Origin of the sequence: Lishizhenia tianjinensis, from assembly GCF_900116425.1 — a bacterium.
Taxonomy (GTDB): Bacteria; Bacteroidota; Bacteroidia; order Flavobacteriales_D; family Crocinitomicaceae; genus Lishizhenia; species Lishizhenia tianjinensis.
Genome location: NZ_FPAS01000006.1, coordinates 1 through 23,363 on the forward strand (window position 1 = coordinate 1; position 23,363 = coordinate 23,363).

The following is a 23,363-nucleotide window of genomic DNA, read 5'->3' on the forward strand; positions in this document are numbered from 1 at the left end:
GAAGCCGAATAAGAGAAACTTGCATCATCTAAAGCATTAATTGTAACACTTGCTGTTGATGAATTCGGACACGTTCCTGCTGTAGTATAAGTAACAGTGTACGTTCCCGGTGTTGATGCCGAAACATCTATTTGACCAGTTGTTGAATTGATACTTAAACCTGCAGTACTTGAGAATGTACCTCCAGTAACACCTGTAATTGTCGGTGATGGATCTGCTGCATTTGCACAATAAGACAAAGCTGAATAAGAGAATCCTGCATTATCCTGAGCCGTTACACCTACGGTAACAGAGCCACAAGAACCTGGTGTAACACAACCTCCTTCTCCTCTTACATAATAGGTAGTAGCAGAAGTTGGGTTTACAATAACACTAGAACCATTTGTTGTTGCAACTAAGGTACCTCCACATGAGCCTTCATAAACCGCCCACTGTGTAGCATCATTTAAACTTCCTGTAATTGTTAATGTAGATTGAGCTCCAGAACAAACGCTCGTTGGTGAAGCTGTTACTGTTGGCACATCTGGATCTGTACAAGAGGAAGATCCTTTTAACACAATATTATCAAAAGCAAACTCTTCGTGAGAATCTGGCATTGAAAATCGAACTCTAATCTCTATGGTACTACCGGTAACGGTGCTTCCGGTAATGGAATTTAAATCTAAATTGAAAGTAGTCATTGCCTGGTTTACATGCGTAACCTCTCCAGCATCAGTGACTCCATTTAAATTATCATCACGTGTACATCCAAATGTTCCATAATTTCCATTAAAAGCCAAAACACTCGTATAACTTCCTGTACCGTCAATTCGATAGTCAACAATGAGAAAATCATTATCTTCATATCTGATATCTAAAGTATTAGGAAAGGCTACATCTATATCTATAGTAAGATTTGATTTTCCACTTATAGAAATGGGGTCTAATTCAATATAAGAATGACCGTTGTAAAATGTATTAATATCCTCTCCTCCAATCATGTTGGTACTATTTCCAGTAAGAGCTTGAGAAAAAGAGAAATTTGTAGGAACATCTCTTAAGATATAATCTACACCACTTGTTTGGAAAGACTGAGATGGATAATCTGTACCTGTGTCAGCATTTCCTATGGCGTAACCTGAAAAGTCCGCACCTTCGAAATCTTCTTGATGAATAATGGTTTGTGAATTAACGATGGGTACGAAGGCTACCATCGTAAATACAATTAAAAACCAAAAGGTAATTTTTTTCATGTTCAATGTAGTTTATAGTTAGAAATAATTTTTTAGCTTCTAATTGGATATTCCCCATCAATGGCAATTATGTAGTTTACCGCTAAATATGGTTGCATATTTTCATGAGATTGTGACCCACCACTATTAGCCAAGGTGGTTGTAGCACTAATTGAGTTTCCCATTTTAGTGTTTGCTGGACTACTTGAATAAATTTCAGAGCTTGTACCAGACCCACTAGCTAAAACAACTTCCGGACTTAGGACATCCTCATCACCTGGAGTACTTTGTCCATTCAGGTCGGCTGTTGTTTGTGCCATATGTGAATGAGATGGCATTTGTTGAATATTTAGAGTTACATCTTCAACTCCTCCTTTTTCTCCTATGCAATAAGTGGATAGCCCCGGACCTGTTCTAGGACCGATTGGTGCCCTTCCTCTTAAATCAGGCAAAGCGAAAGTAGTCCTCCCGTCACCACCAAATTCGTTTCCTAAAATTGAATATAAGACTTGATTAGTAGCAATTGGCAAAATTTGCCCATCGCAAAATGCCCAACCACGTGGAGCAAAATTTCCTCCAAACATGATGATTTGACCAATAAATGGTTCCATAATGATTAAGTTTTTAGTGTGTTTTCATTAAATATTTAGTTGAAGATATTTCAGGGAATTGGTCCCACCAACTTTCAGAAATTGACAATTATCAATAAAGGGGTTAATCCTGTAAAACTAGTAGGGTATCACCTTACAAAAACTTCTAACAAACTAAAAAACAACAGTTTTCTTAACAAAAAGAAAAGTTTAAACACAAAAAAAGCAAGCTCCTTTCGAAGCTTGCTTTCACTAAATTTTAAGTGTATCTACTATTGCTTGATAATTCTTACAACAGCTTTTTGATCTTGTTTATCTGTTACTTCTAACAAGTAAACTCCTTTTGGAAGATCTATATTCATCGTCATCTGATTTGAAAAATCCATCTCAGCTACTTGAATTAATTCTCCTGCAAGGTTAAAGATTCTGAAATCTATGTGATCTTGAACCTTATCGAATTGTACATTAAATGTTCCTTGTGTTGGGTTAGGGTAAACTGTAAAGGCCTCTGCCAATTCAACTTTCTCCACACCTACTGTAGTTATAGCAATACAATCTGATGTATCTACACATCCGTTTAAGGTTACTATCACTCCGTAATTTCCATTAGCAGTTGCTGTAAAGCTTTGCCCAGTTTCTCCGGCGATGAAAGAATCATCTGCACAATCAAACCACTGGTAAGTAGCTCCCGCTTGATCTGCTGTTATCGTAATTTCATTTACAGTAACAGATGGGTTAACGTTTGTAATTGTAATTTGAGTTGTTTGTGTTGCAGCACAAACTCCTGTTGTAGTGTAAGTAACTGCATAAGTACCTGGTGTACTTGTCGCCAAGTCAATCTCACCCGTTGTTGCATCTATCGTTAACTCTGGTGAAGGACAAGTAAACGAACCACCTACTGTACCATCAATGGTTGCTACTGGGTTTGCGTCATACTGACAGAAATCAGTTTGTCCGTATGTAAAATCAGCAGTATCTGGCGCTACTAAAGCCATCAAATAAGTAGATGATGCTGAACAAGCTCCATTCGTTGTATACGTAATTGTATAGGTACCAGCCACAGAGTTTTGTAAATCTATCTCACCTGTTGCCGCATCAATTGCTATACCTGTAGTTGAAGTAAATGTACCTCCAGCATTACCTTTAACTGTTGGCAATGGATTAACATCATCTAAACACGTTAAAGGAAGAGCGTAACTAAATGTTGCGTCATCGATTGGGCTAATTGTAACAGTAACTGTTGACGAATTAGGACAAGGTCCGTTCGTTGTGTACGTCACATCATAAGTACCCGCTGGAGAAGCATTCGCATCTATAGTTCCAGAAATTGAGTTTATCACCAATCCTGAAGTTGCTGTAAACGTACCTCCCGCTAATCCTGAGATTGTTGGAGAAACGTTACCTGCATCCGTACAGTAAGAGCTAGAAGCAAAGCTAAATGAAGCATCATCTGTAGGGTTAACTGCATTGATGGTTACTGTTGCCGTAGCTGTACAACCATTTGCATCTGTTACCGTTACGGTGTTACTTCCTGCTGCTGCCATTGTAGTTACATCTGTTGTTGCTCCACTATCCCAAGAGAAAGTATAAGGTGCAACTCCTCCTGCTGCTGTAGCTGTAGCACCACCATCAAGGGCAGATGGACAACTTGCATCAGCATCTACAACTGCCGTTACAGTTAAAGCTGTTGGTTCTGTTAATGAAATTGAAGCATTAGAAGTACATCCATTTGCATCCGTTACCACTACAGAGTGAATTCCTGCTGTTAAAGCAACTGCCGTAGCTGTTGTTTCATTGTTATCCCATAAATAAGTAAACGGTGCTGTTCCTCCTGTTGCTGAAACCGTAGCTGATCCATTCGCTGCTCCGTTACAAGAAACGTTAGCATCCAAGGTTGTTTGTGCAATTAAAAGTGAAGGCTGAGCAATTGTTACAGAGCTCGACGCTGAACATCCGTTTGCATCTGTAATGATAACATTGTAAGTACCTGCCGCGAACACAGAAACTGTTTCTGTATTTGCTCCGTTGTCCCACGCATACGTATAAGGAGCTGTTCCTCCTGTTGCAACTGCTGTTGCAGATCCATTTGCTGCTCCGAAACACAATACGTCATTATTAACCGTAACTGAAGCTGTCAATACTGCTGGCTCTGTTACTGTTACAGAAGATGTAGTAGTACATCCATTTGCATCGGTAATGTCAACATTGTAAGTACCTGCTGCCACCCCTGTGATAGATGGTGCTGTTACACCGTTATCCCACAAGTAATTATACGGTGCCGTTCCACCTGTTACTACAACACTTGCAGCTCCGTCAACAGCTCCGTTACAACTGATACTCGCATCTTCTGTTGTTGTTCCAACTAAAGCTGCAGGTTCTGTAATAGTAACTGTTGCATTCACTACACACGCATTTGCATCTGTAACATCCACACTGTAAGTTCCAGCAACCACACCTGTGATTGATGCTGTTGTAGCACCATTGTCCCACAAGTAAGTATAAGGTCCTACCCCACCTGTAGCTGATACTGTAGCTCCACCGTCTGCAGCTCCATTACAAGTAACTGTTGCATCTACAACTGTTGTAGCAACGATAGCTGTTGGTTCTGTAATCGTTACTGAAGCAGTAGACGTACATCCATTTGCATCGGTAATTGTTACAGTATATGTTCCAGCTGTTAATCCAGTAATCGCTGCTGTTGTTTCACCATTGTCCCATGCATAAGTGTAAGGTGCTGTACCTCCTACTTCAGAAGCTGTCGCAGAACCATCTGCTCCGCCATTACACGTTACGTTTCCATCCACTACTGCAGATGCTACTAATACTGCTGGCTCTGTAATTGTTACTGAAGTAGTAACTACACAGGCATTCGCATCTGTAACTGTAACATTGTAGGTACCTGCTGCTAAACCAGTAACAGTAGCTGTCGTTTCATTGTTATCCCACAAATACGTGTAAGGTGCAGTACCTCCTGTTGCTGTAACTGTTGCAGCTCCATCAGCAACTCCATTACAACTTACCGTTGCATCAACTGCTGTTGTTGCATCAAGAATTGTAGGTTCAGAAATCGTTACCGAAGATGAAGAAATACATCCATTCGCATCTGTAACATCTACGTTGTAGGTTCCTGCCGCTACACCTGTGATAGTGGCTGTTACAGCCCCGTTATCCCAAGCATAAGTGTAAGGAGCTGTTCCTCCCGTTGCTGAAGCAGTTGCCCCACCATCAGTTCCTCCATTACAAGAAACGTTGTTATCTACTACTGATGCTGCAACAAGAACTGTTGGTTCTGTAATGGTTACTGATCCTGCAACGATACATCCATTTGCATCAGTTACACCCACATTGTATGTACCTGCAGTTAAACCACTAATTGTAGCTGTTGTTGCTCCGTTGTCCCACACGTAAGTAAAAGGTGCTGTTCCTCCTGTTACTGAAGCCGTAGCTCCACCATCAGCTCCACCGTTACATGAAACATTTGCATCAACAGTAGTTGTTACCGCCAAAATAGCTGGTTCAGTAACTGTAGCTGTTTCTGTATCTGTACATCCATTCGCATCTGTAATTGTTACGGTATACGTTCCTGCTGCCAAACCTGTAATGGCTGCAGTTGTTTCTCCGTTATCCCAAGCATAAGTGTAAGGAGCCGTTCCTCCTGTTGCTGAAGCTGTTGCTGCTCCATCTGAAGCACCATTACAACTTACCGTCATATCTATAGTCGTAGCAGCTACAAGAACTGTTGGTTCTACGATTGTTATTGTCTCTGTTGCTGTACAAGCGTTTGCATCGGTTACAGTAACTGTATAAGTACCTGCTGCTACATTGGTAATTGAAGCTGTAATATCTCCATTATCCCAAGCGTAAGTATAAGGTGCTGTTCCTCCTGTTGCTGAAGCTGTTGCTCCACCATCTGTACCACCATTACAAGAAACGTCACTATCTAACGTAGTTGATGCTACTAATAAAGTAGGTTCTGTAATTGTAATATTTGCTGAAGAAACACATCCGTTTGCATCCGTTACATCTACGCTGTAGGTACCTGCTGCTAGTCCAGTGATAGAAGCTGAAGTTGCCCCATTGTCCCACAAGTAAGCGTAAGGAGCCGTACCTCCAGTTGCTGAAGCCGTTGCAGCACCATCTGCACCTGCATTACAACTTACATTTGCATCTACGGTTGCTGCTGCAACCAATACAGCTGGTTCTGTAATAACCACTGAAGTTGTAGCGATACATCCATTTGCATCCGTAATTCCAACATTGTAAGTTCCTGCAATCAATCCTGTAATAGAAGCTGTATTTGCTCCAGTATCCCAAGTATAAGAATAAGGTGCTGTTCCTCCTGTTACGTTTACTGTTGCTGCTCCATCTGATAAACCGTTACATGAAACGTTTGCATCTACTACTGTTGTTCCTACCAAAGCAGCTGGCTCTGTAATTGTAGCAGTACTTGTAGATGTACATCCATTCGCATCTGTAACGGTAACCGTATATGTTCCTGCAGTCAACGTTGTAATTGTAGCTGTAGCGTCTCCATTATCCCAAGCATAAGTATAAGGTGCTGTACCTCCTGTTGCTGTTACTGTTGCAGCTCCATCTGAAGCACCATTACAAGTAACGTAAGTTTCTGAAGAAATTGCTGATGTTAATTCTGTAGGCTCTGTAATAGTTGCAGTAGTTGTTGCCACACATCCATTGGCATCTAAAACACCAACATTGTATGTACCTGCTGCAACATTGGTAATTGAAGCTGAGTTAGCTCCATTACTCCAAGTATAATTGTAAGGTGCTGTTCCTCCAACCGGTGTAGCTGTTGCCCCACCATCAGTTCCTCCGAAACAACTAACGTTTGCATCTACTGCTGTTAACACACCTAATAATGTAGGTTCTACAAGCGTAACTGTTGCTGTAGTTGTACAAGCATTGGCATCTGTTACGGTTACGTTGTAAGTTCCCGCTCCTAATGATGTAATTGTTGCTGTTGATCCACCATTGTCCCATGCATAATTATAAGGTGCAGTTCCTCCTGTTACAGAAACCGTTGCACTACCATCGGTAGCTCCATTACATGTTGGATTGGTAGAAGACGAAATCGTTGAATTTAATACAGCAGGTTCTGTAATCGTTACTGTATTCGTTTCTGAACATCCGTTGTCGTCTGTTACTGTGAAACTGTAAGTACCTACGTCTAATCCTGATTTAGTTGCCGATGTAGTTCCATCAGCCCATAAATAAGTATATGGTGCTGTTCCACCTGTCGGGGTAATGGTTGCTTGACCATCAGCTGCACCGTTACAAGTTACATGATTATCTACATTAACTCCTGCTACTAAAGCAGTTGGCTCACTAATTAATACAGCTGTGTTTGAAGTACAACCAGCATTATCTGTTACACTAACACTGTAAATTCCTGCAGTTAAGTTTGTTGCTGTTCCTACTGAAGATCCGTTACTCCAAGAATAATCATAAGGAGCTGTTCCTCCATATCCAGAAACTGTTGCTGCTCCATCAGTACCTCCAAAACAACTTACATTGGTTACTGAAGATAACAATGGAAATAACATTGCTGGATTAGAAAGTGTAACTGATTGTGAAGAAATAGCACCTAAAGCGTCTTCAACATCAACCGTATAAGTTCCAGCTGCCAATCCTGAGATTGATGCTGTGTTTGCACCAGTACTCCACAAGTAAGTATAAGGTGCCGTACCTCCAGAAGGAACAGCTGTTAACTGACCATCTGCTGAGCCAAAACACGAGATCTCGCTGTCTACAGTAATTGTTACGGCTACAGCTAATGCTGCAGAAAGATTATTCGCAGAAGTAATTCCGCTGTTTAAGGGTGACTCCACATTTAACTTCTCCACATCCCTAGGGGAATCGGAAGCTAAGGAAGTCTTGCTATACCCCATCGTTGTGAGAAGGAGTAGTAGGAAAACAAAGATTTTTTTCATTGCCTGTACTTTAAAATTTAGTTTTTTAATTACAGGTTTCGATGTAAAGTTCAACGCATTACAACGTTGAAAAGTAGGTTTTGGGGTGATAAATATTTTTTACATTTTTTTAAATATTCATCGGTTTGATGTAGTTATTGTTTCGTTTTTAGTTCATTTTGTTTGATAAAGGTTTTTAAGAGTTAATAATTATTTTCTATTGGTTGTTAGCGTTGAAATCATTTAACACTTCTTATATATTACTGAATGACAATGATTTGAGCAGTAGCAGAGCATATTTTTCAAATCGATTAGTTCGTATATATGAAGTGAAAAACCGGTATTTCAACACAGTTTCACCGCATTTCGTCACGAAAAGTAAGCATATTTCTGGAAAGACAAGCGTTTAACGCTGTATAAAAAAAATGATTTCATGTGGTTATTGGAATGCAAAGTAACTACTTCACAAATCGATTTTAGGTGGAATAAATATTAAAGGGTGAATAACTAATTTTTCAGTTTTTTATTTAGGGGCTTTATGATACATGTATATTCCGATAAAGGTAAAAATAATATTCGGGGTCCATACCGCCAACAAGCTAGGAAACCCAACATTGGTTGCAGCCACGGAGGTAACCTGCATACAAAAGATATAAACAAAGGTTAGTCCTAAACCTATGGCTATACTCACACCTATCCCCCCTCTTTTCTTTTCTGTAGACACAGCCAAACCTAAAAGTGTTAGTACATAGGTTGCAAAGGGCAAACTTGTTCGTTTATAAAAGTCTATTTCATACGCTACGATATTGGGTGATCCCTTATCTTTTTCACTTTGTATAAAATCCTGAATTTCATTGTACCCCATGGTCATAACCACACTTTCTCGTTGCGCCATTTCAGACAGAAAAAAAGGTAAAACTGTATCTAGTTTTGCTCCCTCTTCAATGTAATCATTGGGTGACCCCACCTTTCTGATAAAATAGTCTCTGAACACCCACAAATTGGAAGTATCTGAGTTGGTAGCTTTTTTTGCTCTTAAAATCGATACCACCTCATTGTTCTCATCACGCTGTTCAAGAGTGAATCCATTGGCACTATTTTGTTCACCGTAATAACTTTTAAAATAGACAATTTTGTTCCCGGGAAACTGAGCATGATAATCACTTACATAACGTGCATTTCTATAATACCCTTCTTCAAAAGCAAGTCGTTTTTCATTGGCAAAAGGCAACACTAAATGATTCAAAACCAAAGAAAAAAGCATCAACACAGTAGCACTTATCATGTAAGGCCTAAGTAGTCGTCTAAAGGGTCTTCCACTGTTTATAATGGGAATAATTTCAGAGTCCTGTGCCATTCTGGCCGTAAACCAAATAACACTTAAAAAAATGATCAGGGGAGAAAATAAATTTCCGTAATACAGGACAAAGTTTAGATAGTAATCAAAGAGGATTTCAGACACCGGCGCCTTGTTAGAAATAAATTCACTCAAGCGTTCAGACAAGTCAAAAACAACCGACAAAATCATGATTACCCCCAACATAAAGAAGAAGGTAACCAAGTATTTTTTAATGATATATCTATCTATTTTTTTAAGCATATTACAAGCGGTTGGCCAATTTCACCACCATTTTGTCCTTCCATTCACTGAAGGTACCATCCAATATTCTTGTTCTGGCTTCGGTAACCAACGCCAAATAAAATGCTAAATTGTGTATAGATGCAATTTGGAATCCTAAAAATTCATTCGAACGAATTAAGTGACGTACGTAAGATTTAGAATATACCTGATCTACAGTTGCTGTTCCGTTGGGATCGAGTGGAGAAAAGTCCATTTCCCACTTTTTGTTTTTGATATTAATGATTCCTTCTGAAGTAAATAACATACCATGACGTGCATTACGTGTAGGCATTACACAGTCAAACATATCCACTCCTAAAGCAATACACTCTAAAATATTCACGGGTGTTCCTACCCCCATCAAATATCTTGGTTTTTCTTCTGGCAAAATACCACAAACCAAATCTGTAGCCTTGTATAATTCCTCATCAGGCTCTCCAACACTTAGCCCTCCAATAGCATTTCCTACCGCATCAAAAGAGGCAATTTTTTCTGCACTTCGCTCTCTTAAATCTTCGTAAACACTTCCTTGAACAATAGGGAACAACGCCTGCTCATAACCGTACTTCGGTGCTGTTCTGTCCATCTGGTCAAAACAACGCTTCAACCAACGGTGGGTCATGTGCATACTTTTCTTGGCATAAGCATAATCACACGGGTAAGGTGTACATTCATCAAACGCCATAATGATGTCTGCCCCTATCGTACGTTGAATATCTATCGCTCTTTCTGGCGTAAAGAAATGGTAACTTCCATCGTGGTGCGATTGAAATTTCACCCCGGCCTCTTTAATTTTTCGCTGACCAGACAATGAATACACTTGATATCCTCCTGAATCCGTCAAAATCGGTTTATTCCAACCGTTAAACTTATGCAATCCTCCTGCACCTTCTATAACTTCAAGACCTGGTTTCAAGTACAAGTGGTAGGTATTTCCCAAAATAATTTGAGCATTAATTTCCTTGTCCAATTCATGTTGGTGAACTCCTTTTACCGTACCTGCCGTACCCACTGGCATAAAGATGGGCGTCTGTATAGTACCGTGATCTGTTTTGAGTTCTCCAGCCCTTGCTTTGGTTTTCTCGTCTTTCTTTTGAAGTGTAAAGTGCATAAATATGTTGAAAAATATTCGGCACAAAGATAATTGTATTTAAACATCTGTCTCATCTTTGTTGTAAACAAACTACTGTATGAAGTTAATGCCCCAATTAGGTTATGATCTGGGGAGTTACATTTTTCTGTTCTTTTGCGCCATGGCCTTCATCCAAATTATTTGGGTGTTGTTCATCTATTTGCGCGTACTACTACATAAAGATAAAACTCCTTCTGATGCCTATCAGCCTCTTAGTATTATTATTGCTGCCCGCAATGAAGAGGATAACCTATTCAACAACCTGCCACATATACTTGCACAAGATTACCCCGAATTTGAGGTGATTATTGTGAACCATCAAAGTAAAGACAATTCGAAATTCATCCTGAGGGCTTTTCAAGAGGAATTCGAAAATTTACGCGTTATTGAATTGGAACCCAACAAACACTTTAACATAGGGAAGAAATTGCCCTTAACTATAGGCGTGAAAGGTGCCAAATACGAACATCTATTATTTACAGATGCCGATTGTAAACCTGCGTCTAATCAATGGTTAAAAAATATTTCTGCGCAATTCAGTGAGAAAGAAAATATGATTTTGGGGTACGGACCTTACCACAAAGAAAAAGGTCTCCTCAACCGTATCATACGTTTAGATACTTCCATGATAGCCATGAATTACCTCGGTTTTGCGAAGGCACGAGTTCCTTACATGGGGGTTGGAAGAAATCTAGCGTATACAAAATCACTGTTCGAAACCAACAAAGGATTTAAAAGTCATTACCAATTGCCTTCTGGAGATGATGACCTCTTTGTTCAAAGTGCGGCGAAAAAGAAAAACTACACCATTTGCATCAATAAAGAAGCTTTTGCCTATTCAACGGCAGAAAATTCATGGCAAAATTGGTTCCGACAAAAGTCCAGACACTTCACAACTACGGCACATTATGGAGTTTTCAAAAAACTAATGTTGGGAATCTATCCCACAACCCTCCTTTTGCTATACACTTCTTTCCTTATCTTGTGCTTAAGTTTTAAACTAAATTGGCTTGTATTAATCATATTCGGTGCACTCATTGCACTTAAATGGATAATACAAGGCGCTATTTTAAGTAAGTTAGACGAGCGTTCTTTTGCGTGGGCCTTCCCTTTTTGGGATGTCTTTTACGCCATCCTCGCTCCGGTAATTTACTACACGAGTGAAAAATCGAACGCTAGAACATGGAAGTAGGAAATAATCTGTCAGAAAAAGGTCAAGTTGACCTACAATTGGTTGAGATGGCCAAGAAGGGAAACCAGAACGCCTATGCTCAACTCATGGACAGATACAGAGAGCCTGTATATTACATGTTGTTGAAAATGATTAAGAACAGCGACGATGCTGAAGATTTGACTATAGAAGCCTTCGGTAAAGCTTTTAATCGCTTAGAACAATACTCTCCAAGCTACGCCTTTTCTACGTGGCTTTTTAAAATTGCTTCTAATAATTGTATCGACTTCATTCGAAAAAAGCGTGTCAAGGTAACCTCAATGGATCATGCCTACAGTAACCAAGACGGGGAAAGTGTAGGGATGGATTTTGAATCGGAAGGACTAGATCCTGAAGAGGAAATCATGCGTAAACAAAAGGTAAAAATGATGCGTCAGGTTGTACGTAAATTAAAACCTCGCTACCGTGATTTAATTGAAAAGCGCTACTTCCAAGAATTGTCTTACGACGAAATTGCCACAGAAATGGACCTACCTTTGGGTACAGTTAAAGCCCAACTTTTTAGAGCGCGCGAGTTCTTGGCCAACTTAATGGAAGAGAAAAAGGACCACATATAAATTAAGAATTAAGAATGCAGAATTAAGAGTTAAGAATTCAGTATTATTTTCAGGAGCAGATATGAATTAACGATTTTCCAAACATAGATTTACAAAAGAGGTTGGCCACGTGCCGACCTTTTTTTATGCCCTACCATCATTAATATTATCATCCCTACTTAACGAGGGTCAAATTCCCCATTTAGCTTCCTCAGTGATAATTGAAGGAGCTATTTCGAATTTCAAATCTCCAATTTCAAATTTCTACTCTCCAATCTAACCAGGCAAACAGCCGGGCTATACGCTATAGTCTTTGGGGTATTTTGCAGTTCTCACTTCCTTTTCAGTTTAGCTTCTAGGGTCGCTAACCTAAAAAGGGTGTTCACTACAAACTTCTCCAAAGCGCTGCCGCTTCTATCCCTGTTTGATTAAACACTCCTTACTCCTGCTCAAACTCTTGCTAATAAAAACTCCTCCCTCCCCACTGTTTTAATTCTCGAAGCTTAGTCGGTTTAGCCAATAAGTAGTATTCAAAAAAAGTTTAATTCAATTAATATTGATTTTCAAAGAGTTAAATTAAAAATGAAAATTTCTTTAAAAAATCTTCAAAAAAATTTGCTTTCAATTCGTATTCTTTACTTATATTTACCGCTCGAAAATCACATATCCAATCGGAGAAAGATTTTGAAATATTGATTAGATGCCGATGTAGCTCAGCTGGCTAGAGCAGCTGATTTGTAATCAGCAGGTCGGGGGTTCGAGTCCCTCCATCGGCTCTCTTTTCTTTCCAAACAAACAATCCTTACTTTCTTTAAAAAATTAAAATCAAGCACATCACTTGGTGTATTTTTGCGTGGGTACAAATTGTATTGACTATCTTTGTCGTCTCAAACAATCAAAGCATGAACAACGAGCAATTAATCTTATCGTATTTCCCAGATTTAACACAAAAACAAATCGAGCAGTTTGCTGCTTTGGGTGACTTGTACCAAGAATGGAACGAAAAGATTAATGTGATTTCGAGAAAAGACGTAGACAACTTTTACGAAAGACACGTTTTGCACTCTTTAGGAATTGCCAAGGTTATACAATTTAAAAAGGGAACACGCTTACTCGACGTAGGGTGTGGAGGTGGATTTCCAGGAATTCCTTTAGCCATTCTTTTCCCTGAATGCGAATTTCATTTGGTAGACTCTATCGGTAAGAAAATTAAAGTTGTGCAAGAAGTAGCAGAAGCCATTGGGTTAACGAACCTACAAGCAACACATGCAAGAGCTGAACAAATTAAAGACAAGTACGACTTTGTAATCTCAAGAGCCGTTACAGCTATGCCCAAGTTCTTACAATGGATTACCAATAAATTCGACAAGCAAGATAAAAACGCCTACCCCAACGGTGTTTTCTACCTTAAAGGAGGTGATTTAAAAGAAGAAATGAAACCCGTTAAGCGTCATACTGAATATTTCGATTTAGCCGATTACTTTGAAGGAGAATTCTTTGAAACAAAAAAAGTGGTGTACGTTCGTATGAACTAATACACCACCCTAATTTTTATTTTAGTACTCCTTATTACACCTCATCTAAAAGTGTAACATCGGTACTTCTGGTTTGATTTTTTCCCCAAAGGTACTTCAACAACTGATAGAAACCAACCGTTGTTCCTATTCCAAATACAAGACTAATAATCGTGTATTGAATTTCACCTAGTCCATTCAAGTCATCTAAAGAACCTGAAGCCATGAAGATAAGGGCGATAAATATTCCACCTATAAAAGAACCCACGTAATAGCTAAGGGCACCTAATATTGCAAAGAGCCATTTGTTCTTCTGGTGATCTTCTGCCAAGGTGGCAAAACGTTTTCCAATAAAGTAAAGTAGGAGTAATCCTAGAATCATAGTAAGTAGTTTTTTGGTTTCCCTCTAATATAGGCGAACAATAGGAAAAGTCCTTAAAAATTTTTCATTTTCTTTCTCACCGAATACTTTAAGATACATCCAAGCTCTATATTCCAATCCAGATAAATCTATCTTATAGACCCCATCCGCTATTTTACAAGCTCCGGTTTTCCACAGTTCTCTTCCCGTTTCATCCATGAAAACAAAACTCTCTACACTACCACCTTCTATAACTACACTCAACTCATTCCCGCAAGGGTTTGGGTATAGCTTAAGTTCGATAGAAACATCGTCGTAAGTCAAACCAACATAATCAATGGCACAAACTTCATCTACCTCTGCATTCATCACGATATCATACAACACCTTATGTCCAGCATCATTTAAATGTACACCATCTCCAGAATTGTACTGCGGTAAAATATAATGGTTAACGTCAGCTGTGGCTGTCCAAAAATCCAAAGCATAATTTCCATACACTTCTAAAATAGAATCACGTGTATCCAATTGAATTTGAATTTTTGCTGGATCTGAAAAATTGCGTGGTTGCGTAGTACACACATATAATGACACCCCTTGTTGAACAGAGGCTTGATGCATTAAGTCAAAATTATACATCTGCATATCTACCCCATAGTTGTTCGCTGCGTCATTAGAAGGAAGATTTACGATTACCGCAGAAGGATGTAAAGCCAGTGCTGCAGTAATATTCCTATTTACATCTATGGTTTGATTTACACCACTCGGTATAGGCGTTCCCGTGGGTATTAATTTAAATGTATTGTAACCTCCAACGGCTAAATTCAACACTTCATAACGTGTATCCCTTCGGTACAACTCATGTTTATACCTGTACACCCAAGCACTGTCTTGCGTAGAAGCTCCAGCTCCTGCGGCAGTTGAAGACCCTATCACCACTATTCTACAAGTATCTTGTGTATCTGCTATTTCAAACAAATGATCAGATTCATCATTCATAGACACACTTTCAGCTTTTACAACACATTGCTGAGAAGGTGTATTTGGAACCATCCAAGCATATTCAGCTGTAAAAGGAGCCACGGTATCTATAGTACTCCAATTTACCCCTCCATCATAACTATAAGACAAAACAACATTTTCTTGCAGGGTATTTCTCATGGTTATATCAACCGTTCTACCCACCTGCCAATATTCACCTCCATTCGGACTTAAAACCTCTAATTCTTGCGGGTAAACACTATCCGATGCATACTCCATTTGCAACGCTCCCAGATAATAAAACCCATTAGCATTATCGTTATTCGGTCCTGCAGTTAAGGATAAATTCAACACACCATTGGCATCTGGATACATAGTAAATGAAACCATATTAACCGTATTATTAGTCGGATTTAAATAAGCAGTATCAACACTAACACCCGATAATACATACTCCGTTTCTCTATTATCTGTAGCCAAACGAGAAGCAAAAATGGTAAGTGTATACTCCTTAGCCACATCTAGATTATCAAACTCTATTGTTGCTGTTGGTTGAAGTTGACCATTAAAGTCTACCATATTCCCAAAGAAGCTGTCGCCCGAAGCATTAGAGGGAATTCCTAGAGAACTATTAGGCGTTTGGGTCCCTGAAGTATTCACTCCAGTAAACGCATTGGTAATGGAGAGATTAATGGTAGTGGCAAAGCCGAAATTATTCATCAAACCATTTACAGATCCCGATGAAGCATCATTTATATTGTTCCATGGAAAAGGTGAGTGAGCACCTCCAAAATCAATAGATATGCGTTCAGTTTGCGCCATCAACCAACAAGCACTAATTAGACTCACAAAAAAGGCAATAACTTTATACATAGCGTAGTAGTTTAATACCTCCTCAATTTAGAGCTTTTCTTTGGATGGAAAAATAAAGTTGAGCAAGATCAATGGTACTATACTCCAAAACAAAAAAGGTCTCGCTGACAATCAACGAGACCTTTTAATATATTCTAAAAATCTTCTTAGCTCATGAATAAGCGAATAGATTTTGAAACTTCTGCTTTTAAGTTTTGTCTTTCAACAATGTAATCCAAGAAACCGTGCTCTAAAACGAACTCTGATGTTTGGAAACCATCTGGTAAATCTCTACCTATTGTTTCCTTCACAACTCTTGGTCCAGCAAACCCGATTAAAGCTCCTGGCTCAGCAATGTTGATATCTCCTAACATTGCAAAAGAAGCAGTAACACCACCTGTTGTTGGATCCGTTAGGAAAGAAATGTAAGGTAATCCTGCATCTGCCAATTGCGTTAACTTACCAGAAGTTTTCGCCAACTGCATTAGAGATAAACCTGCTTCCATCATACGTGCACCACCTGATTTAGAAATAATCATAAAGGCACATTTCGCTTTGATAGCTTGATCAATTGCTCTTGCAATTTTCTCCCCTACTACAGATCCCATAGATCCACCAATAAAGGCAAAATCCATAGCTGCAATAACGGTAGGTTGACCATCAATATCACCTTTCGCGCAACGAATAGCATCTGTTAAACCAGTTTTTGCCTGTGTTGCTTTAATTCTATCTGTGTATTTCTTTGTATCTGTAAATTTCAACGGGTCACCAGAACTCAATTTCGCATCAAACTCTTTGTATTTCCCTTCGTCGAAAAAGATTTGGAAGTACTCTTCAGAACCAATTCTATCGTGGTTAGAACAACGGTCACACACGTAAAAGTTCTTCGCATGATCTTCTGCTGTAACTACGGTCTTACATTTTGGACACTTGTGCCAAAGACCTTCTGGAGTTTCCTTCTTATCTTTAGTAGAGGTAGTAATCCCCTCTTTTTCTCTTTTAAACCAAACCATAAATGCTTTTTTACTTATTTAGAAAGTGAATCCACGTTGTTTAAATCTCTAAAAGATCTTTCTAAACGTGCACCGAAAGTAAGTTCACCTTCTCTCATCCATTTTCTTGGATCGTAATATTTCTTATTTGGCAATTCTTCCCCTTCTGGGTTACCGATTTGAGTTCTAAGGTACTCAATATTTTCAGAAATGTAATCTCTTACCCCTTCTGTAAATGCGAATTGTAAATCCGTGTCAATGTTCATTTTAACAACACCGTACCCGATCGCTTCTCTGATTTCTTCTAAAGTAGATCCTGATCCTCCGTGGAATACGAAATCAACTGGGTTAGCACCTGTGTTGTATTTCTCTTGAATAAACTCTTGAGAATTCTTTAAGATAACTGGCGTTAAAACAACGTTACCTGGCTTGTAAACTCCGTGAACATTTCCGAATGCTGCAGCAATAGTAAAACGATCAGAAATTTTAGAAAGCTCTTCGTAAGCGAACGCTACTTCTTCTGGTTGTGTGTACAATAATGCGTTGTCAACGTTCGTGTTATCAACTCCATCTTCTTCACCACCTGTAATTCCTAATTCAATTTCTAAAGTCATGCCCATTTTAGACATACGCTCTAAATATTGCTTACAAATTTCAATGTTTTCCTCCAATGGCTCTTCTGATAAATCTATCATGTGCGAGCTATACAAAGGCTTACCAGTTGCTGCAAAGTGTTTCTCACTCGCATCTAATAAACCGTCTATCCAAGGCAATAATTTCTTTGCTGCGTGATCTGTGTGTAAGATAACAGTAGCTCCGTATAATTCTGCTAATTCGTGAATGTGTAAAGCTCCAGCAACACCACCTGCGATAGCCGCTTTGTGATCGTCATTGTTTAAACCTTTACCTGCATTGTATAAAGCTCCTCCGTTAGAGAACTGAATAATTACAGGTGAGTTTAATCTTGCTGCTGTTTCCATAACCGCATTTACTGATGCAGAACCAACAACGTTTACTGCTGGCAAGGCATATCCATGCTCCTTTGCGTGCGCAAAAATCGCTTGAACCTCATCTCCTGTAGCTACTCCTGGTTTTATATTGTGTGCCATGTTTTCAAATTTTGTTAGGTTGCAAAAATAAAGGAATTTATAAAAAAGCGATGGGCTTAGGCTTTAAATTTAAAGGTCGATTACTTGGGCGGAACTAGAAACCTTCAAAGTTCTTATGCATGCCCCTATTGAATCCTTTTTAAAGTCACGGGAAATTTCAAAAACATGCGTCACCTACATCACCTTTCTTCGTTTATCCTTTTTATTCTTCTCCCTTCTAAACACAATCTTTATTTTAGTCAAAAAACAAACTTTAAAGCAATCTCAATGAAGCTATTCATCTTGTTTTCTCTCCTACTTTTCTCCCTGCAACTTAGCGCTCAAAAGGGATATGACATTGCCATAAACATGAATCTAGACGGAGAACAAACCTTGTATTTGGCCTATCATTACGGTGATAAACAATATATAGCTGCTGAAGACACATCGACGATAGGTCAGTTTAATTTCAAAGGAGAGGAAAAACTAGCACCTGGTGTTTATAAATTGGTACTGAAAGAAAACACTCAAGTTTTAGAGATAGTTGTAATTAACCAAGATCAGCATTTCACAATTACAAGTACAAGGCCTCCCTACTTTGTGCGCGATGCTCAGGTGACGGGTTCCCTTGAAAATGAAGCTTATTATAATTTAGCCAAAGAAAAGTTCCGTTTATTACTCAACTATAGAGCCTTACAAGAAAAGTCTAAATACACCCAAGGAAAACAAAAAGAAGAGGCCGAAAAAGATTTAAAAGCCATCACCGATTCCGCCCAACATTTACAAAGTGAGTTTATACTAAATCATCCCACTTTTCTGGTTTCTAAAGCTCTTAAAGCGAACATTCCTATTCGCATCCCTACTGCTGATGAATTAGGTTTGAGTCAGGAAAAATATGAGCAACAACGAATAGAACTCTACAAAAAACACTATTTCGACAACCTAGATTTAAAGGAGGCTGGATTGATACGAACAGATGTATTTTACCCCTTGATTACAGGATATTTAAACACGCTTTACCTCCAAGATTCTATCCAGCAAAAAGAAGGACTTACCCGTTTGCTAGATACTTTGAAAGTAAACCCTGAGATGTACAAATTCACCTTAATAGAGATGGTGAATAACTACGCCAAAGTAAATTCATTTCACGGCGCTGCTATTTATGCTTTTTTGGTTGAAGAATATTACCTCAAAGGAAAAGCAGACTGGGTTGATGCCATTACGCTACAAAACATGCGTAAAAGCGTGGAGAAAATTAGACGAACTGAATTGGGCAAGATAGCTCCTCCTATTACTTTACCTGACCATACAGGAAAAGAAGTGAATCGTCAGGACATAAAAAGCAAATATAAAATCCTTGTGTTTTGGAGCTCTTTAGAAGAAGAAAGTCTGGGCAAACTCCAAGAGCTTAAACTTGCTACAGAGACGCTACCAAAAACAGAACTTCAAGTTTATGCTGTTGATAAAGGAGGAAATCACAAAAGTCATTTCCAAAAACTAAACGACCACCAATTAACCAATGCTGAGAACTGGGTTTTCACCCTAGGAGCGGGTGATTTGTTTAAAGAAGATTACACAGAGGTTTATAGAAATTATGGTGATTTTTATTATTTACTCTTAGATGCTGATAATAAAATCATCATGCGAGGAAATTCACTTCAACCCCTGTTAAATGCGCTTTAAACTTTGAAAAAAAAGCAGAATCAACCTTTATTCCTCGCCCGTTTTTCATTCCAATTATCCGAGCTTTTCCTTACCTTCGTCCCAAAGTAGGTCGCATGAATAGGGAGGAAAAAGCAGAACATTTAATTACCTTAATTAAGCAGGAACAAAAAGCACAACAAGACAAGTGGAACTTCTCCGAGAACGTAAGTTTAAAGAGCTTGAAAGCACAAGGTTTGGTATTGCATCCTTTAAAAATTAAGCGCAGAAAATATGGTTTTGCCGACTACCCCATCATAGAATTCGAATTGCCTTTCGAAACTGATACGAGCAACTTCAAATCAGGTGTGGCCTTGGAGTTTTTTGCCCATCATGAAGAACAACAAAGCTGTAATGCACAGTTGGTATTTTTAAACAACAGAAGCGGTGAAATTCGCCTGTTTGCCCCTGATTTCCCAGAATGGATAGAAGAAAGAAATTTGGGAATAAAACTCGTTCCAGACGACAAGAGTTTTAAATTCATGCTACATGCCTTAAAGGCTATTAAAAAAGGAGAAGACAAGCATACAGCTCAACTCTTTGATATTGTTCACGGCATCAAAGCAAGTAAAAACATTGCTGTTGAAGAAGCGAATGAAATCAAAGGTTTAAATATTTCTCAAGCCATAGCGGCTAAAGCCGTGGTTGACAATGAAGATGTTTGCATTTTGCACGGACCTCCGGGTACGGGAAAAACCACAACGCTTGTTGCTGCCGTTCTAGAACTCCTGAAAAAAGGAGAAAAAGTTGCTGTAACCGCTCCAAGTAATGCAGCGGTAGATCATTTTACGCGTTGTCTGATTCATCAAAACATAGATGTGCTGCGCATGGGGAATGCAGCCAAAATAGATGAAGAACTTTTCGTTCATACTACAGAAGGAGTTGCGCAAAACGCCGAAGAACAAAAACGCATTAAACGCTTAAAAATCCAAGCCAATGAATTGCGCAAAATGGCCCAACAATACAAACGTAATTTCGGAAAATCGGAAAGAGAACAACGCAAACTCTTATACCAAGAGGTTAAATCTATACGTCAAGAAATAAAACAATTGGAAGCCTTTTCTGTAGAAAAAGCGGTAGAAAAAGCACAAGTAATTACAGGAACACCCGTTGGTTTACAAGATGAATTATTAAAGGAATTAAGGTTTGATACTTTAGTTATAGATGAAGCAGGACAATGTTTAGAACCCATGGCTTGGGTAGCTATAGAAAAAGCGGACAAACTAGTATTAGCCGGAGACCCTTTCCAGCTCCCTCCTACTGTAATTTCTGATGCTGCAGCCAGAGATGGTCTAACACTTTCTATATTGGAACAGAGTTTCCAACACAAGATTCCTACTTATTTATTGAATACGCAGTACAGGATGCAAGAGAAAATCGCTAGTTTCTCAAGCGAATACTTCTATAAAGGAGAATTACTCACGGATGAACCGCTAAAAGCCAATAGCGAAAATGCGCTTCAATTTTACGACACAGCAGGTTATGAAGCTCCAGAAAAACAAGGAGAAGATGGATACAGCTTGAGTAATTTGGAGGAAATACGCATCGTTGAAAAATTGATAGACGACCTAAAATTAAAGCGTAAAGACATTGCTTTTATAAGTCCATACGCCGCCCAAGTGAGTTTAGCTAAAAAACTCTTAGACGGTATAAAGTGCTCTACCATAGACGCCTTCCAAGGTCAAGAAAAACCTATCATTTTCATTTCCTTAGTAAGAAGTAATACAGAAGGAAACATAGGTTTTTTAAAAGATTACAGACGTATGAATGTTGCCCTAACCAGAGCACAAAAACAACTCTTTGTAATTGGTGATAGCGCCACTTTTGGAAACGATGATTTCTACAGTAAATTCTTGAACTATGTAGAAAGTCATGAAGCGTACAAAAGCGTGTTTGAGGTGATGTATTAGCAAAAATCTCTTGCCCATTATTTATGTGGTAAAGCGCGTTTAGATTTGTATTTTCGTAACTCAAATTAAAGCTATGAAAAACATTTTCTATTTCCTTACCTTAAGCTTACTCCTTACCTCTTGTTTCAAAGGAGAGAACGCAGATTTAGTAATTTACAACGCACGCATTCACACCTTGGACAAAGAGGGTGAAGTACATAATGCCATAGCCATTAAGGATGGTAAAATTTTGGAAACCGGTCCGGAAAGAGAAATAAGAAACAAATACAGCGCTAGCGAGGAAATTAACGCGGAACAAAAGGAAATCTACCCTGGTTTTCATGATGCACATGGACATATTTCTATACTCGCTTTAAACAATCTAAAATGTGATTTGAGAGGGAGTACTTCCTACGCTCAAATGATTACACGCATAGAAAAACACCTTAATAAAAAAGAGCAGCTGGTAGTTGTTGCCCATGGTTGGGACCAGAATGTATGGGGAGAAACCCAATTACCAAATTTCGAACAACTCAACAAAGCCTTTCCCAATCAGCCCGTTGTGTGTACGCGAGTAGATGAACACGCCATGCTTATCAACCAAGCTGCCGTAGAATACTTTCAACTTAATGTAGATACGCTGATAGAAGGCGGTGAATTACTAAAAGAAAACGGTGTTTTTACAGGGATTCTAATGGATAATGCCATGAGTTTAATCAACGACCGTTTACCCCAACCGTCGGACCAAGAAATTAAAGAAAGTATAAAAGATATTCAACGTCAACTTTTAGGATATGGAATAACCAATGTACACGAGGCTGGACTTTACATGGAAGAATTCAGAATATTGGATGAAATGGCCACTTCTGGTGAATTAAAAATCGGAGTATACGGCATGCTTTTGCCTACTCAAGAGGCCTTTGATTTCGTACTTAAAAATGGGCACTACACCAACGGTCCTTTAAAAGTTAGAAGCTTTAAGATAATTGGAGATGGAGCGTTAGGCAGTAGAGGAGCCTGTTTAATTCATCCTTATCACGATCATGCAGGCAATGGTTTTTTAACTACGAGTATGAAAGACGTTGCGAGCATTGCACTATTTGCAAAAGAGAACAATTACCAAGTTAACACGCATTGCATAGGCGATTCTACCAATAGAAATTTATTACACCTCATCGATACCTTAATGAGTGACGTTGAAGATCACAGGTGGAGAATTGAGCATGCTCAAATTGTACACCCTAACGATTTAAAACTCTTTCAACATGCCGGGGTAATACCTTCTGTGCAGCCAACTCACGCAGTATCTGACATGCCTTGGGCTGCCAATAGATTGGGCGAAGAAAGATTAAAGAATTCAGGCTACCTCTATAAAAGTTTAATGCTTCAAAACAACATTATTGCCTTTGGAACAGACTTCCCTGTTGAGCACATGAATCCATTTTTAACGCTACATGCTGCCATTAACAGACAAAACGCCGAAAATATGCCAGAGGGTGGATTTCAAAAAGAAGAAGCCATAGGTTTTCATGAAAGTTTAAAAGCCATGACTATTTGGCCGGCAATAGCCTCTTTCCAAGAAGGAAAGGTAGGAACTCTTGAGAAAAATAAACAAGCTACTTTCGTCATTTTAGATCACCCATTATCAACATCAGGAGATTACCAACCCAATTATGCTTGGATGACTTTCATAGACGGAAAAGCCGTTTTCTCCATGGGGTTATAAGCTGAGAAGAG

Annotated in this window: 15 protein-coding genes and 1 tRNA gene; 7 read left to right on the plus strand and 9 right to left on the minus strand. The window is 38.9% G+C overall.

From position 1 onward, the window contains the following. From BM327_RS14030 to tgt, 5 genes are all read right to left on the minus strand, one after another. Window positions 1-1,232 (minus strand): immunoglobulin domain-containing protein (locus tag BM327_RS14030; RefSeq protein WP_449560079.1); only part of this gene is annotated, 1,232 nt, incomplete at its 3' end. 32 nt (window positions 1,233-1,264) lie between these two features. Then, window positions 1,265-1,822, minus strand: a complete 558-nt coding sequence (locus BM327_RS14035) for a phage tail protein (RefSeq protein ID WP_170853772.1) — start codon at window positions 1,820-1,822, stop codon at window positions 1,265-1,267. A gap of 251 nt (window positions 1,823-2,073) precedes the next feature. Further along, window positions 2,074-7,749 (minus strand): T9SS type A sorting domain-containing protein, encoded by a 5,676-nt coding sequence (locus tag BM327_RS14040; RefSeq protein ID WP_090252068.1) that lies wholly within the window; start codon window positions 7,747-7,749, stop codon window positions 2,074-2,076. A 502-nt stretch (window positions 7,750-8,251) separates the two neighbouring features. Beyond that, complete coding sequence (locus BM327_RS14045; RefSeq protein ID WP_090252073.1) at window positions 8,252-9,328, minus strand: LptF/LptG family permease; 1,077 nt, start codon at window positions 9,326-9,328, stop codon at window positions 8,252-8,254. A gap of 1 nt (window position 9,329) precedes the next feature. Beyond that, a complete protein-coding gene (gene tgt / locus BM327_RS14050) occupies window positions 9,330-10,460 on the minus strand; it encodes a tRNA guanosine(34) transglycosylase Tgt (protein ID WP_090252081.1) in 1,131 nt (376 codons plus the stop codon). Between the two features lie 79 nt (window positions 10,461-10,539). On the opposite strand from tgt, the gene BM327_RS14055 reads away from it, so the two are divergent. From BM327_RS14055 to rsmG, 4 genes are all read left to right on the plus strand, one after another. Further along, window positions 10,540-11,673, plus strand: coding sequence for a glycosyltransferase (locus BM327_RS14055; RefSeq protein ID WP_090252083.1), 1,134 nt, complete (start codon window positions 10,540-10,542; stop codon window positions 11,671-11,673). After that, window positions 11,664-12,269, plus strand: a complete 606-nt coding sequence (locus tag BM327_RS14060) for an RNA polymerase sigma factor (RefSeq protein ID WP_090252088.1) — start codon at window positions 11,664-11,666, stop codon at window positions 12,267-12,269. Before BM327_RS14055 ends, BM327_RS14060 begins: the two co-directional genes overlap by 10 nt. 681 nt (window positions 12,270-12,950) lie before the next feature. Continuing rightward, window positions 12,951-13,024 (plus strand) — tRNA-Thr (locus BM327_RS14065). A 126-nt stretch (window positions 13,025-13,150) separates the two neighbouring features. Beyond that, window positions 13,151-13,783, plus strand: a complete 633-nt coding sequence (gene rsmG, locus BM327_RS14070; protein ID WP_090252093.1) for a 16S rRNA (guanine(527)-N(7))-methyltransferase RsmG — start codon at window positions 13,151-13,153, stop codon at window positions 13,781-13,783. A 34-nt stretch (window positions 13,784-13,817) separates the two neighbouring features. Here rsmG and BM327_RS14075 read toward each other — a convergent pair whose 3' ends face one another. The 4 genes from BM327_RS14075 to fbaA all read right to left on the minus strand — a co-directional run bounded on the left by BM327_RS14075 (window position 13,818) and on the right by fbaA (window position 18,057). Next, window positions 13,818-14,144: a hypothetical protein gene (locus tag BM327_RS14075; protein ID WP_090252098.1), complete on the minus strand. Its 327-nt coding sequence runs from the start codon at window positions 14,142-14,144 to the stop codon at window positions 13,818-13,820. 24 nt (window positions 14,145-14,168) lie between these two features. Continuing rightward, the gene (locus tag BM327_RS14080) at window positions 14,169-15,977 is read right to left on the minus strand and encodes an SGNH/GDSL hydrolase family protein (RefSeq protein WP_090252101.1); all 1,809 of its coding nucleotides are present in this window, start codon (window positions 15,975-15,977) and stop codon (window positions 14,169-14,171) included. 146 nt (window positions 15,978-16,123) lie between these two features. After that, on the minus strand, window positions 16,124-16,969 hold the full coding sequence (accD, locus tag BM327_RS14085; RefSeq protein ID WP_090252105.1) for an acetyl-CoA carboxylase, carboxyltransferase subunit beta: 846 nt from the start codon (window positions 16,967-16,969) through the stop codon (window positions 16,124-16,126). A gap of 14 nt (window positions 16,970-16,983) precedes the next feature. Beyond that, window positions 16,984-18,057, minus strand: coding sequence for a class II fructose-bisphosphate aldolase (fbaA, locus tag BM327_RS14090; RefSeq protein WP_090252108.1), 1,074 nt, complete (start codon window positions 18,055-18,057; stop codon window positions 16,984-16,986). Between the two features lie 267 nt (window positions 18,058-18,324). Between fbaA and BM327_RS14095 the strand changes: the two genes are divergently transcribed. The 3 genes from BM327_RS14095 to BM327_RS14105 all read left to right on the plus strand — a co-directional run bounded on the left by BM327_RS14095 (window position 18,325) and on the right by BM327_RS14105 (window position 23,352). Then, on the plus strand, window positions 18,325-19,719 hold the full coding sequence (locus BM327_RS14095) for a DUF5106 domain-containing protein (protein WP_170853773.1): 1,395 nt from the start codon (window positions 18,325-18,327) through the stop codon (window positions 19,717-19,719). A gap of 95 nt (window positions 19,720-19,814) precedes the next feature. Then, window positions 19,815-21,647: an AAA domain-containing protein gene (locus tag BM327_RS14100; protein ID WP_090252114.1), complete on the plus strand. Its 1,833-nt coding sequence runs from the start codon at window positions 19,815-19,817 to the stop codon at window positions 21,645-21,647. Between the two features lie 73 nt (window positions 21,648-21,720). Beyond that, a complete protein-coding gene (locus BM327_RS14105; RefSeq protein ID WP_090252119.1) occupies window positions 21,721-23,352 on the plus strand; it encodes an amidohydrolase in 1,632 nt (543 codons plus the stop codon). Window positions 23,353-23,363: the final 11 nt, after the last annotated feature.